This window comes from Massilia timonae (genome assembly GCF_001866515.1).
In the GTDB taxonomy this organism is placed as follows: Bacteria; Pseudomonadota; Gammaproteobacteria; order Burkholderiales; family Burkholderiaceae_D; genus Telluria; species Telluria timonae.
Window position 1 is genome coordinate 692156 of record NZ_JRYB01000001.1, and the last position, 12636, is coordinate 704791.

Genomic DNA, 12636 nt, shown 5'->3' on the forward strand with positions numbered 1-12636 from the left:
AGGGCCAAATGGAGAACACCATGCCCGATTCCGCGAAGGTGCGCGCCGCGCATCTCTACGCCGCGACGCCGATGCCATTGCCGGGAATACCCGCGCTCGATCTGTCCCTCGCCTTCCCTGCCGCGCTAAGGCCGGCGGCAAGCGCCCTGACCGGGGACGCCGCCTGGCATTCCGAACACCGTCACCACGTGTACCAGGTCATGCTCGACGGGCAGATGCTGACGATTCCCTGGCGCCTCTACTTCGAGCGCGGCCTGCCGCTGGACGATGCCGGCCGTGACGCCACCGCACGCGGCATTGCGTGGTGCCTCGGGACTCGCCACCATGATGGCTACCTGCGCGAGGAATGCCTGGCCCGCCTGCTGGCCGCGCCGCAAGGCTGGATGGCGCCCTTCATCGTGCATCTCGTCGGCGAATACGTGATCGAGATCGTGCAGCGCATCGAAGCGGCGCTGCCGGTGCTCGACGCGGACATGCGGGCCGCCCTTGCCGCCTTCGTGCGCGAGAACCCGGCTTACCTTGACACGATCGAACGCCGGACCGTCAGCTACCGATTCTGGGGTGGCCCTCCGCCGCTGCTCGACTATCCGGGCAAGCGCGTCATGGCCTGCCTGCGCGCGCTGGGCCGGGAAGCGTGAGCCGCATGCGCTGCTCCATCAGGTCCGAGCCCGGCCGCAAGGGCTCGCGCACGCCGGCCTCGACGAAACCGGCGCGCTCGTAGAGGCGCAGGGCATCGGCATTGGTGCAGGTGACGCCCAGTTGCATCGCCTGGGCGCCGCGCTCCGTGGCCCAGCGCACGGCCTCGTCCAGCAAGGCGCCGGCCATGCCCCGTCCGCGCGCCTCGGGCGCCACCCACATCTGGAACAAGTTGACGATGGTTGCGTCGTCGCCGTCCTGCTTGGCCCAGGCCAGGCCGACCAGGGCGCCATCCATCTCGGCGGCCAGCGCGCGGTCGATGCCTGACGTGGTCGAGCGCGCCAGCCGGGCGGCCCAGGTCTCGGGCGCCAGCGCTTCTTCGGCGGCCAGGGTGCTGCCGAAGGCGTCGGGCGCATCGGCCAGCGCGCGCAGGCGGATCGCGCGGTAGGCCGGCCATTCGTCGGCCGTGAATGGTCTGATGGAGAATGCAGAGCGGGTCATGACGAACTCTCGTTTATTCCAGGAAACCGATTTTAGCAGGCAGCATCCGGCTCATTGCCGAGCGCCCCCGATGAGCGACAATTGGTACATTGAAGCTTCTAACCAAGGAGAGATTTCATGTCCGAACTGAACAAGAGCATCCTGCAACAGGCGAATGCGGCGGTGACCCGCGGCGACAACGAAGGATTCCTGGCGTTCTGCACCGACGACCTCGTCTGGTCGACGGTCGGCGGCGAAACCCTGCGCGGCAAGGAAGCGGTGCGCGCCTGGATGGTGGATGGCTATGCCGAGCCGCCGAAGTTCACCGTGCGCGAGCTGGTCGCGGAAGGCGATCTCGTGGTCGCCCTGGGCGACATCGAATCGAAGGACGAGCAAGGCAACACGGTGCAGAATGCCTATAGCGACGTCTGGCGTTTCCGCGACGGCAAGATGGCGGAGTTGCGCGCCTTCGTGGTGCCAGTCGACTAGTCCTTCTCCCAATCCTCCATGCGGCGCTTGCGCGCCCGCCCGACCGCGATCCGGTTACGCGTGGTGAACGCAATCAACCGCGCCACCACCACCGCCAGGTACATCAGCCCGACCAGCATCTCGACGCTGGCCAGTGCCCGCGCATGCACGGTCAGCGGGATCACGTCGCCGATGCCGGTGCTCGACAGCAGCGCGAAGCTCAGGTAATTCAGTTCGGTCCAGGTGCGCGGCGCGCCGGAGTTGACGGCAGCCGCGAAGCTGCCGGGATGGAGTTCCTGCACCAGGATGTACATGTGGGTGAAGCCCCATGCGAGCAGGGTGAAGGTGGCGCCGGCCGCGAACAGCTCGTCGGTGGTGGCCAGCTCGTCGTCCATCATATAGGCGATCAGGCTGCCCGCCGCATAGAAATAGAACAGCGCCTCGAGCCCCGACGACCAGGCCAGCAGTTCGCGCAGCCCGAACAGGATCTGCGCCAGCAGCAGCGCGATGATCGGCACCGCCAGCGCCCAGCTGACCCGCACCTCGCCCGGCGTGCGCCGGACCATGCGGATGGTGAAGGCCAGCACCACGATGCCGAAGGCATTGAAGGCCACCTGGCCGGCCGGCGTGCCCTCGATGAAGGGATAGGCCAGCATGCCGATCAGCTGGACCAGCAACAGGATGGCGGACGGGTGGCGGCGGGTGTGGACGAACAGGAGCAATGGGCGCATGGATGGACGACGGTGATCGCGATGCGCCCATTGTAGGTTCAGGCGGGCGGAAACAGCGCGCCGAATGCGTGCGCCGCAGCGCCGGGATCGCGCGAACCATAGACGCTCGTGATCGCCGCCACCAGGTCGATCCCGCGCGCCACCAGCGGCGCCGCATTGCTCGGCGTCATGCCGCCGATGACCACGATCGGCACATTGAACTCGGCGCGCGCCTGGTCCAGCAGCTCCGGCGGCGTGACGAAGGTGTACTTCTTGACCGGCGACGGATAGAAGCCGCCGAAGGCGACGTAGCTGGCGCCGGCTTCGACCGCCGCGCGGGCCAGGGCCAGCTCGCCGTAGCACGAGGCGCCGACGATCTTGTCCTTCCCCAGCAGCGCGCGCGCCTCCTGGACGCCGCCATCGGTATGGCCCAGGTGCACGCCGTCGGCGTCGATCGCCTGGCACAGGTCGACGTGGTCATTGATGACGAGCGGCCGGCCGTGGCGGCGGCAAAGCGCGAGCAGCGCCGTCGCCTGCTCCCCGCGCAATGCGGGACCGGCTTCCTTGTGGCGGTACTGGACCAGCGCGGCGCCGGCGCCCAGGGCGGCGTCGGTCGCGGCGATCAGTTTTTCCGTATCGTCCCAGTTCGGGGTAACGAGGTACAAGCCGCGCATGTCGACTCCTTTCAGGTTGTCAGTTGCAATAGACGGCGCGGGATGCGCTGCCCGGGCGCCAGCGCATACGACTGCGCCAGCGTGTGGTGGGTATAGGCCTGGGCTGCGTCGAGCGCCGCCTCCATGCGCTCACCCAGCGCCAGCCGCGCCGCCAGCGCCGCGGCCAGCGTGCAGCCGCTGCCGTGGTAGCCGTGCGGCAGGCGCGGCCAGTGCCAGGCGCGCGCCTCGACGCCGTCGACCAGCCAGCGGTTGACGACGGTGTCGCCTGCGGCATGGCCGCCGGTCACCAGCAGCTGCGCGCCGTGGATCTCGCCCAGTGCTTCGTGTTCGGGCAGGTTGGGCAGCACGATCGTCGCCAGCGCCAGCAGTTCGCGCAGCGCCTTGACGGCGTCGCCCTGCCCCAGCGCATCGCCATGGCCGCTGGCCAGCACCGGATCGAGCACCACCGGCAAGGTGGGACGGCGCGCGCGCAAGGTCCGGATGACGTCCGCGATCGCCGCCGCGTTGGCGGCATTGCCGGGAATGCCGAGCTTGACCGCCCCGATCTCGAAGGCCGCCAGCAGCGGCGCCGCCTGGCGCGCGACCCATTCGGCGTCGACCGGGCTCGCCGCATGGACCCGGTTATTGTCCTGCGCCGTCAGGGCGGTGGCCACCGGCAGCGGATGCGCGCCCTGCGCCGCGATCGCCAGGATGTCGGCGGCAAGGCCGGCGCCGCCGCCGGGATCGAGCCCGGCGAAGACCAGCACGCAGGCCGTCATCCCGTGATCTTCCCTTCCACCGGGGACGAGGGCGAGGCCGCGAAGCGCTTCGGCATGCGGCCCGCAAGATAGGCGTCGCGCCCAGCCAGCACCGCATGCTTCATGGCGCGCGCCATGCGCACCGGATCGCCCGCGGCGGCGATCGCGGTGTTCATCAACACGCCATCGCAGCCCAGTTCCATCGCGATCGCGGCGTCCGACGCCGTGCCGACGCCGGCGTCGACCAGCACCGGCACCGTGGCCTGCTCGATGATCAGGGACAGATTCCACGGATTGAGGATGCCCATGCCCGAGCCGATCAGTGAGGCCAGCGGCATCACCGCCACGCAGCCGATCTCCTGCAGGATGCGGGCCTGGATCGGGTCGTCGCTGCAATAGACCATGACGTCGAAGCCGTCCTTCACCAGCGCCTCCGCCGCGACCAGGGTCTCGGGCATATGCGGGAACAGCGTCTTCTGGTCGCCCAGCACCTCGAGCTTGACCAGCTTGTGCCCGCCCAGCAGCTCGCGCGCCATCTGCAAGGTGTAGATCGCGTCCCTGGCGGTATAGCAGCCGGCCGTGTTCGGCAGGATGGTGAATTCGCTAGGGGGCAGCACGTCCAGCAGGCTCGGCGCGTTCGGGTCCTGGCCGATGTTCACGCGGCGGATCGCCACCGTGATGATCTCGGCGCCGGCCGCCAGCGTGGCTTCGCGGGTCTGTTCCAGGTCGCGGTACTTGCCGCTGCCGACCAGCAGGCGGGATTGGTAAGAGCGGCCGGCGATGGTCAGCACGTCCTGTTTGATGTCGTTCAATGCATTCATGTCTCGTCTCCTGTCAGCCGCCACCGATGGCGCGCACGATATCGACCCGGTCCTGCTCATGCAGGCGCCGGTGCAGCCACTGCTGGCGCGGCACCACTTCGCGGTTGACCGCCAGCGCCATCCCCTGTCCGCTCAGGCCCAGCTGTTCCAGCAGGCCGAACAGGGTTTGCCCCGGCGGCACCTGGCACGGCGCGCCGTTGACTTCGATCGGCGTCATTCACACCTCCCGGTACAGCTGGGCGCCGTTCTTCACGAACTCGATCGCCTTTTCCTGCATGCCGTGGGCCAGTGCCGTCTCTCCCTGCACGCCTTTAGCGGCGGCATATTCGCGCACCTCTTGGGTGATCTTCATCGAGCAGAAATGCGGACCGCACATCGAGCAGAAGTGGGCCACCTTGGCCGAATCCTTGGGCAGGGTCTCGTCGTGGAATTCGCGCGCCTTGTCCGGATCGAGCCCCAAATTAAACTGGTCTTCCCAGCGGAACTCGAAGCGCGCTTTCGACAGCGCGTTGTCGCGCAGCTGGGCGCCCGGATGGCCCTTGGCCAGGTCGGCCGCGTGCGCGGCGATTTTATAGGTGATGATGCCGTCCTTGACGTCGTTCTTGTCGGGCAGGCCCAGGTGCTCCTTGGGCGTCACGTAGCACAGCATGGCGGTGCCGTACCAGCCGATATTGGCGGCGCCGATGCCCGAAGTAATGTGGTCGTAGCCCGGCGCGATGTCGGTGGTGAGCGGTCCCAGCGTGTAGAACGGCGCCTCGTGGCACTGCTCCAGCTGCAGGTCCATGTTTTCCTTGATCAGGTGCAGCGGCACGTGGCCGGGGCCCTCGATGATGGTCTGCACGTCGTGCTTCCAGGCGATCTGGGTCAGCTCGCCCAGCGTCTTGAGTTCGGCCAGCTGGGCTTCGTCGTTGGCGTCGTAGATCGAGCCGGGACGCAGGCCGTCGCCCAGGCTGAACGAGACGTCATACGCCTTCATGATGTCGCAGATGTCCTCGAAGTGCGTGTACAGGAAGGATTCGCGGTGGTGGGCCAGGCACCACTTGGCCATGATCGAGCCGCCGCGCGAGACGATCCCCGTCAGGCGGTTGGCCGTCATTGGCACATAGCGCAGCAGCACGCCGGCGTGGATGGTGAAGTAATCGACGCCCTGCTCGGCCTGTTCGATCAGGGTATCGCGGAAGATTTCCCAGCTCAGCTCCTCGGCCTTGCCGTTGACCTTTTCCAGCGCCTGGTAGATCGGCACCGTGCCGATCGGCACCGGGCTGTTACGCAGGATCCATTCGCGCGTCTCGTGGATGTGCTTGCCAGTCGACAGGTCCATCACCGTGTCGGCGCCCCAGCGGATGGCCCAGGTCATCTTTTCCACTTCCTCGCCGATCGACGAAGTGACGGCCGAGTTGCCGATATTGGCGTTGACCTTCACCAGGAAGTTGCGGCCGATGATCATCGGCTCCAGTTCCGGGTGGTTGATGTTGGCGGGGATGACGGCGCGGCCGCGCGCCACTTCCGAGCGCACGAATTCCGGCGTGATCTCGTGCGGGATGCTGGCGCCGAAGGACTGGCCCGGATGCTGGCGGCCGAGCAGCGCCGCCACCCGCTGACCCATCGGTCCCGAGGCTTCGAGCGAGGCGATGTATTCCTTGCGCTGCATGTTTTCGCGCAGCGCGATGAATTCCATCTCAGGGGTGATGATGCCCTGGCGCGCGTAGTGCATCTGGCTGACGTTGGCGCCGCTCCTCGCCCGACGCGGCGCGCGCTGCAGGTTGAAGCGCAGCGCGGCAAGCTGCGGATCGTTCAGCCGCGCCTGGCCGTAGCGCGAGGTGGGTCCGTCCAGCTGCTCGGTGTCGCCCCGTTCGGCGATCCATGCCTGGCGCATGGGCGCCAGGCCGCTGCGGATGTCGATCGCCGCGCCCGGCTCGGTGTACGGGCCGGAGGTGTCATAGACGAACAGGGACGGATTCGGTTCGCCGCCGAAGCTGTCGGGCGTGGGCGACTGGCTGATTTCGCGCATCGGCACGCGGATGTCGGGCCGGCTGCCTTCGATATAGACCTTGCGCGAATTGGGTAACGGATTGATTGCCGCGTGGTCCACCGTGGCGGTGGCGGCGTCGAATATCCGGGATGACTTCAGAGGTGCGTTCATGTGGCTCCCTTGCTTGCGGAGCCAGCAAAGGAGGTGCCGGGTGAGGCAAGGCGGACGCGGGTGTGCGCACGCTTGCATCGATTCGGCTGCTTCCCTTCGCTGGCATTATCCAGATCAGGTTCGGAGGGTATTTCTCACCCACGCGCCGTTGTGGCGACGCATAGGACCCCTAGCGTTTGCCGTCGAGGCGCGTGAGCGCCCGGACAGCCAGCCGATTATAGCCCAATCGATTTTCGATGGGCGGAAAATGAATGTGGTTTTATCACAGCATCGGCGGCTCCTGTTCCAGCGCATGCAGCTGCAGCTCGCCGTTCACGGAACGCACCTCGACGAACGGCGTGCGCGCCGGCGCGATGGCTTGCGCGACCGGCGGCCCGCCGTCGACCGACACTTCGAGCTGCACGCTGTCGGCCGCGGTGTGGACGTCGACCGCGTCCGCACGCGAGATCGTCCAGTCGGTGCTGACGCCGGACCGCTGGTACACCTGCTTGCCGTCGACCCGCACGCTCACGGTATTGTTCTGGAAGCCTTCGCCCAGCCTCACGCGTAATGTCATGACCTTCTTCTCCTCGTTGAGTGCCGGCGCCGGGGCGCCGGACGGGCCGCGCTCGGAGCACGCCTGTCCGGACGATCCCAGCGCCAGCATGACGGCAAATAAAACCTTGCGCTTCATTGCCCGTCAGGCTTCTTGCCGGGCTGGATCGACATCCGGTTCAGGCTGTCCTGCGCTCCCCGTGCGTCCCCCGTTGCATCCTGGACGCAGGACAGGCTGTACAGCACCTGGTCTTCGGACACCGGGTCGAGCACGTGGGCGGCGGTCACGCTCGATAGCAGGGCGATGCTTTCCTCGGTCCGCGCCGGACGCACGGTGACGGGCCTGCCCTCGCCCGCGTTGACGGTCTTGAATACCCGCGCCGCATTGATGCCCTTGACCATACGCGCATACGTGGCCAGCGGGTGCGCGCCGAAGCGGTCGATCACCTCGTCGAACGCGTCATTGCCGGAGCGCAGCGAGACGTTGTCCGACCCCTGCAGGTAGAGCAGCACGCCCTGGTCGTCGCCCATGAACAGGTCGGCCAGCGTGTCTTCGTCGCGCGTGACCGGGTAGCGCACCCGGATCGTCAGGATGTCGGACAGCACTTGCGAGCCGTCGAGCGCCGCATAGGCCGCGCGCACGCGGTACTGCCCCGGCTGATCGAAGTAGAAGCCGCCCTTGCCGTAGCCGATGTAGGCGCTGTCGCGCACCTCGTCGTCGACGCCGAGCATTTTCTGGCGTTCGCCGACCAGGTGGTCGATCATCGGCTCGTAGGCGACCACCTGGCCGCTCGGTTTGCTGATGACGACCCTGACCATGCCGAAATCGGGGTGCAGCCAGGTATGGGCGCGACGTCCGCGGGTGGTGGTGGCCTTCAGCTTGAGTTCGAGCACGACCGGTTCGCCCAGCGCGAAGCTGCGCTGGTGGGTCGAGATCCCCAGCACCAGCCCCGATTCGTCCGAGATCGGATCGGCCAGCACGTCGCGGCCCAGCGACGAACCGACGATGAAGTTGTTGCCGCCCATGATGACGTCGTTGCGGAAGCCATGGCGCAGGTGGATCAGCTCCTCGTCGTCGAAGCGGAAGTCGAAACTGCTCCAGAAGCCGGCCGGCCCGCCTTTCGGGTAGTACCACGGGTAGTTCATCCACGACAGCGCATCCGGCCGGTCGGGCTTGGGCGGCGAGGCCAGCGATTTCTGCCAGGAGTGCAGCAGGTTGAAGCAGTGGCCGAGTTCATGCACATAGGTGTACAGCTGCAGCCGCTGCTGCTCGGCCGTGGCGCCGCCGATCCCCGCGTGGAACACGGCGCAGCCCTGGCGCTGCTTGCCCTGCTGGTCGTACATGATGCCGTACAGGCCGGTGCCATAGTCGTGCTGCTGGGCCACCAGCTGCCAGACGCACCATTGCTGCACGTCGCTCCACAAGGTGAAATGGGTCTGCATCGAGGCGTGCAGCTCGGCATTGCTCCAGGTGGCATTGGCCCCGGCATCGCCGATATTGATCACATTGTTGCCGGCAGTGGGCACCATGCCGATGCCGGCTTCGCCGAAGGCACTGACCACGCTCATATTGCGCGCGCTGCCGCCGGACGGCAGCGAACCGGTGTTATAGCTGGCGAACGGCGTGGTGGTGAGATCGGAGACGCTGTCGGTTTCGATACGCACCGTGCGGAAATGCAGGGACGAGAACGGGCAGTGGTAGGACGCGCCCGGCGAATTGGTGACGGTAAAGAACTGCAGGGTCGCGGCCGCCTGCGGCTGCAGGATGTTTACCCGCGGAATGGTCACCTGCACCACCGGCGCGCCAGCGGCGAAGGTATAGCGGCCCATGCCCTTGACCACGACCTTGGCGCTGGACACGGTGACCACCGGGCTATCCACCACGAAGGAGCCGAAATACGAGGTGGTCTTGCCGACGGTGTGATAGAAGTCGCCGCTCACCCGTTTCATGGGCCGGCTGCGGTCGACGTCGACCCGCAGCTCGACCTGGAAGGCGCCCAGCGCCCCGGAATAGCAGCCGCTCACCGCCTTCTTGATCGGCAGCGGGATCGGCGGAATCGGAAATTTCGGAATCGGCGCCGGCGGCACGTGCGGAATTGGCGGCGCCTCCGGCAGGGCGCCGGTCGGGGCCGTGTCGTGGGGCTCGCCCAGCCCCAGTTCGCCATTGCTCAGGCCGGAGACTTCTTCGTAGCTCATCTGGCTGCTGTTTTCCAGCAGCGCCTCTTCGCCGGCGTTTTCAACCCCAGTTGGATCTATTTGTGACATGGTGTTACTCCTCGATGCAAACGTCATCGCGTGCGCGGCCAGGCAGTCCCGGCCACGTCCCGGTATGGCAAGCTCGTCCTCCCTTGAATGCGGATGTGGTGCTTGGACCGTGGGGATGCGGTGCGCGATTCGTCCAGGCCGCCGACATTCGGCGCGATCGGAGACGCGTTTAGAGGAAAATCAAAGGAACTTCACTGAGGGAGAAGGAGATCGGCCGGCGCAGGATTCGGGCGATGCCGCCGGGATAGGCTGGGGATGCAAGGTGACCTATAATGGTTCTTTCGCAAAAAATTTCACCTACCAGCACATCATGGAATTAGCCAAGTCTTTCGAGCCAGCCGATATTGAACAGTTCTGGCGCGCCGAGTGGGAAAAGCGCGGTTACTTCACCGCCACCATGGACGAGGGCAAGCCGTCCTTCAGCATCCAGCTGCCGCCGCCGAACGTGACCGGCACCCTGCACATGGGCCACGCGTTCAACCAGACCGTCATGGACGGCCTGACCCGCTACTACCGCATGCGCGGCTATAACACCGCCTGGGTGCCGGGCACCGACCACGCCGGCATCGCGACCCAGATCGTGGTCGAGCGCCAGCTCGACGCCCAGAAGATCTCGCGCCACGACCTCGGCCGCGACGCGTTCCTGGAAAAAGTCTGGGAGTGGAAGGAAAAGTCGGGCAACACCATCACCGGCCAGATGCGCCGCCTGGGCGCCTCGGCCGACTGGCAGCGCGAATACTTCACGATGGACGACGTGCGCTCGAAGTCGGTGGTCGAAGTCTTCGTGCGCCTGTATGAGCAGGGCCTGATCTACCGCGGCAAGCGCCTGGTCAACTGGGACCCGGTGCTGGGCACCGCCGTGTCCGACCTCGAAGTCGACTCGCAGGAAGAAGACGGCTCGATGTGGTACATCCAGTACCCATTGGCCGACGGCAGCGGCCACCTGACGGTCGCCACCACCCGTCCCGAAACGATGCTGGGCGACGTCGCGGTCGCGGTCGATCCGACCGATGAACGGTATACGAGCCTCGTGGGCAAACTGATCAAGCTGCCGCTCACCGGCCGCGAGATCCCGATCATCGCCGACAGCTACGTCGACAAGGAATTCGGCACCGGCTGCGTCAAGATCACCCCGGCCCACGACTTCAACGACTACGCGGTCGGCCAGCGCGCGAACCTAGCGCCGATCAACATCTTCACGCTCGACGCGAAGATCAACGAGAACGCGCCGGAACAATATCAGGGCCTGGACCGCTTCGCCGCGCGCAAGCAGATCGTCGCCGACCTGGAAGCGCTCGGCCTGATGGAACAGATCAAGCCGCACAAGCTGATGGTCCCGCGCGGCGACCGCACCAACGTCGTGATCGAGCCGATGCTGACCGACCAGTGGTTCGTCGCCATGACCAAGCCGGCGCCGGAAGGCACCTTCAATCCGGGCAAGTCGATCACCGAAGTGGCGCTGGAAAAAGTCGCCAGCGGCGAGATCAAGTTCGTGCCCGAGAACTGGAGCACCACCTACAACCAGTGGCTGGGCAATATCCAGGACTGGTGCATCTCGCGCCAGCTGTGGTGGGGCCACCGCATCCCGGCCTGGTTCGCCGAAGACGGCTCCATCATCGTCGCGCGCAATGAAGAAGAAGCCCAGGCCAAGGCCGCCGCGCAAGGCATCACCGGCGCATTGCGCCGTGACGACGACGTGCTCGACACCTGGTTCTCGTCGGCGCTGGTGCCCTTCTCGACCATGGGCTGGCCGGAGGAAACGCCGGACATGAAGATGTTCCTGCCGTCATCGGTGCTGGTCACCGGCTTCGACATCATCTTCTTCTGGGTGGCGCGCATGGTCATGATGACCGCCCACTTCACCGGCAAGGTGCCGTTCGAGACCGTGTATGTGCACGGCCTGGTGCGCGACTCGCAGGGCCAGAAGATGTCGAAGTCGAAGGGCAATACGCTCGACCCGATCGACCTGATCGACGGCATCGACGTCGAGACCCTGGTTGCCAAGCGCACCAGTGGCCTGATGGACCCGCGCGCTCTTGATAAGATCGCCAAGGCGACCCGCAAGGAATTCCCGGACGGGATTCCGGCCTTCGGCACCGACGCCGTGCGCTTCACCATGGCAAGCTACGCGTCGCTGGGCCGCAACATCAACTTCGACTTGGGCCGCGCCGAGGGTTACCGCAACTTCTGCAACAAGCTGTGGAACGCGACCCGCTTCGTGATGATGAACACCGAAGGCAAGGATTGCGGCGCCCCGGCTGCCGAAGATTTGTCTCCGGCCGACCGCTGGATCATCTCGCTGATGAACCGCGTCGAGCTCGACGTCGCGAAAGGTTTCGCCGACTACCGCTTCGACAATATCGCCAGCAGCATCTACAAGTTCGTGTGGGACGAGTACTGCGACTGGTACCTGGAAGTCGCCAAGGTGCGCGTCCAGCAGGGCACGGAAGCGCAGCAGCGCGCCACCCGCCACACCCTGCTGCGCGTGCTGGAAGTGATCCTGCGCCTGGCGCATCCGATCATCCCGTTCGTGACCGAAGCCCTGTGGCAGAGCATCGCGCCGCTGGCAGGCAAGACCGGCGAGACCATCATGCTGCAGCCCTACCCGCTGGCCGACACCTCGCTGGTCGACGAGGACGCCGAAGCCTGGATGGAGCAGTTCAAGGCGCTGACCGACGCCACCCGCAACCTGCGCGGCGAGATGTCGCTGTCGCCGTCGGTGCGCGTGCCGCTGATCGTCGAGCCGGGCAACGAGGAAGACCGCGCCAGGATGGCGGTGTTCGCGCCGTACATCCAGCTGCTGGGTAAACTCGCCGAAGTGCAGATCGTCGACGCGCTGCCGGAATCGCCGGCCGCGGTGTCGATCGTCGGCACCACCAAGCTGATGCTGAAGGTCGAGATCGACGTCGCCGCCGAACGCGAGCGCCTGTCGAAGGAGATCGCGCGCGTCTCCGGCGAGATCGCCAAGGCCGAGGGCAAGCTGTCGAACGAGAGCTTCGTGGCGCGCGCGCCGGCCGCCGTGGTGGCGCAAGAGAAGGAACGCGTGGCGAACTTCTCGGCCACCTTGGCCAAGATGCAGGAGCAGTTGGCGAAGCTGCCGGCGGCTTGACCGGACTTGCACCCGGTTCAAACGCGGCTTCGGCCGCGTTTTTTGTTGGGGGACGGCGT

Annotated in this window: 12 protein-coding genes and 1 riboswitch; of the genes, 3 read left to right on the forward strand and 9 right to left on the reverse strand. The window is 66.4% G+C overall.

The annotated features are described in order from the left end of the window. The first annotated feature begins 20 nt into the window (after nucleotides 1-20). The gene (locus tag LO55_RS03070; protein WP_143054442.1) at nucleotides 21-638 is read left to right on the forward strand and encodes a hypothetical protein; all 618 of its coding nucleotides are present in this window, start codon (nucleotides 21-23) and stop codon (nucleotides 636-638) included. Here LO55_RS03070 and LO55_RS03075 read toward each other — a convergent pair. Next, a complete protein-coding gene (locus LO55_RS03075; RefSeq protein WP_071360404.1) occupies nucleotides 601-1137 on the reverse strand; it encodes a GNAT family N-acetyltransferase in 537 nt (178 codons plus the stop codon). The genes LO55_RS03070 and LO55_RS03075 overlap by 38 nt on opposite strands. Nucleotides 1138-1254: 117 nt before the next feature. Here LO55_RS03075 and LO55_RS03080 point away from each other — a divergent pair, with 117 nt between their 5' ends. Next, entirely contained in the window at nucleotides 1255-1605 is a 351-nt protein-coding gene (locus LO55_RS03080; RefSeq protein WP_071360405.1) for a nuclear transport factor 2 family protein, read from the forward strand. On the opposite strand, the gene LO55_RS03085 is transcribed toward LO55_RS03080, so the two are convergent. The 8 genes from LO55_RS03085 to LO55_RS03120 all read right to left on the reverse strand — a co-directional run bounded on the left by LO55_RS03085 (nucleotide 1602) and on the right by LO55_RS03120 (nucleotide 9468). After that, on the reverse strand, nucleotides 1602-2315 hold the full coding sequence (locus tag LO55_RS03085; RefSeq protein WP_071360406.1) for an ion channel: 714 nt from the start codon (nucleotides 2313-2315) through the stop codon (nucleotides 1602-1604). The two genes, LO55_RS03080 and LO55_RS03085, sit on opposite strands and share 4 nt — an antisense overlap. A 38-nt stretch (nucleotides 2316-2353) precedes the next feature. After that, nucleotides 2354-2968: a thiamine phosphate synthase gene (thiE, locus tag LO55_RS03090; protein ID WP_071360407.1), complete on the reverse strand. Its 615-nt coding sequence runs from the start codon at nucleotides 2966-2968 to the stop codon at nucleotides 2354-2356. Nucleotides 2969-2979: 11 nt separating this feature from the next. Further along, nucleotides 2980-3726 carry a bifunctional hydroxymethylpyrimidine kinase/phosphomethylpyrimidine kinase gene (locus LO55_RS03095; protein ID WP_071360408.1) on the reverse strand — a complete coding sequence of 249 codons (747 nt, stop codon included), beginning with the start codon at nucleotides 3724-3726 and terminating at the stop codon, nucleotides 2980-2982. Next, nucleotides 3723-4526, reverse strand: coding sequence for a thiazole synthase (locus LO55_RS03100; protein WP_071360409.1), 804 nt, complete (start codon nucleotides 4524-4526; stop codon nucleotides 3723-3725). The genes LO55_RS03095 and LO55_RS03100 overlap by 4 nt, the downstream gene beginning before the upstream one ends. A gap of 13 nt (nucleotides 4527-4539) precedes the next feature. Next, a complete protein-coding gene (gene thiS, locus LO55_RS03105; RefSeq protein WP_005667962.1) occupies nucleotides 4540-4743 on the reverse strand; it encodes a sulfur carrier protein ThiS in 204 nt (67 codons plus the stop codon). Beyond that, entirely contained in the window at nucleotides 4744-6669 is a 1926-nt protein-coding gene (gene thiC, locus LO55_RS03110) for a phosphomethylpyrimidine synthase ThiC (RefSeq protein ID WP_071360410.1), read from the reverse strand. Nucleotides 6670-6743: 74 nt separating this feature from the next. Next, nucleotides 6744-6850: riboswitch (TPP riboswitch) on the reverse strand. A gap of 81 nt (nucleotides 6851-6931) precedes the next feature. Beyond that, nucleotides 6932-7342 carry a hypothetical protein gene (locus LO55_RS03115; protein WP_143054443.1) on the reverse strand — a complete coding sequence of 137 codons (411 nt, stop codon included), beginning with the start codon at nucleotides 7340-7342 and terminating at the stop codon, nucleotides 6932-6934. Next, the gene (locus tag LO55_RS03120) at nucleotides 7339-9468 is read right to left on the reverse strand and encodes a hypothetical protein (RefSeq protein ID WP_143054444.1); all 2130 of its coding nucleotides are present in this window, start codon (nucleotides 9466-9468) and stop codon (nucleotides 7339-7341) included. The genes LO55_RS03115 and LO55_RS03120 overlap by 4 nt, the downstream gene beginning before the upstream one ends. Before the next feature lie 310 nt (nucleotides 9469-9778). On the opposite strand from LO55_RS03120, the gene LO55_RS03125 reads away from it, so the two are divergent. After that, on the forward strand, nucleotides 9779-12577 hold the full coding sequence (locus tag LO55_RS03125; protein WP_071363671.1) for a valine--tRNA ligase: 2799 nt from the start codon (nucleotides 9779-9781) through the stop codon (nucleotides 12575-12577). Nucleotides 12578-12636: the final 59 nt, after the last annotated feature.

What these genes read in the sequence shown, in the direction of transcription:
- LO55_RS03095 (WP_071360408.1), bottom strand. Translation starts at nt 3,726, where the DNA reads ATGACGGCCTGCGTGCTGGTCTTCGCCGGGCTCGATCCCGGCGGCGGC.
- LO55_RS03075 (WP_071360404.1), bottom strand. Translation starts at nt 1,137, where the DNA reads ATGACCCGCTCTGCATTCTCCATCAGACCATTCACGGCCGACGAATGG.
- LO55_RS03085 (WP_071360406.1), bottom strand. Translation starts at nt 2,315, where the DNA reads ATGCGCCCATTGCTCCTGTTCGTCCACACCCGCCGCCACCCGTCCGCC.
- thiE (WP_071360407.1), bottom strand. Translation starts at nt 2,968, where the DNA reads ATGCGCGGCTTGTACCTCGTTACCCCGAACTGGGACGATACGGAAAAA.
- thiC (WP_071360410.1), bottom strand. Translation starts at nt 6,669, where the DNA reads ATGAACGCACCTCTGAAGTCATCCCGGATATTCGACGCCGCCACCGCC.
- thiS (WP_005667962.1), bottom strand. Translation starts at nt 4,743, where the DNA reads ATGACGCCGATCGAAGTCAACGGCGCGCCGTGCCAGGTGCCGCCGGGG.
- LO55_RS03125 (WP_071363671.1), top strand. Translation starts at nt 9,779, where the DNA reads ATGGAATTAGCCAAGTCTTTCGAGCCAGCCGATATTGAACAGTTCTGG.
- LO55_RS03070 (WP_143054442.1), top strand. Translation starts at nt 21, where the DNA reads ATGCCCGATTCCGCGAAGGTGCGCGCCGCGCATCTCTACGCCGCGACG.
- LO55_RS03080 (WP_071360405.1), top strand. Translation starts at nt 1,255, where the DNA reads ATGTCCGAACTGAACAAGAGCATCCTGCAACAGGCGAATGCGGCGGTG.
- LO55_RS03115 (WP_143054443.1), bottom strand. Translation starts at nt 7,342, where the DNA reads ATGAAGCGCAAGGTTTTATTTGCCGTCATGCTGGCGCTGGGATCGTCC.
- LO55_RS03120 (WP_143054444.1), bottom strand. Translation starts at nt 9,468, where the DNA reads ATGTCACAAATAGATCCAACTGGGGTTGAAAACGCCGGCGAAGAGGCG.
- LO55_RS03100 (WP_071360409.1), bottom strand. Translation starts at nt 4,526, where the DNA reads ATGAATGCATTGAACGACATCAAACAGGACGTGCTGACCATCGCCGGC.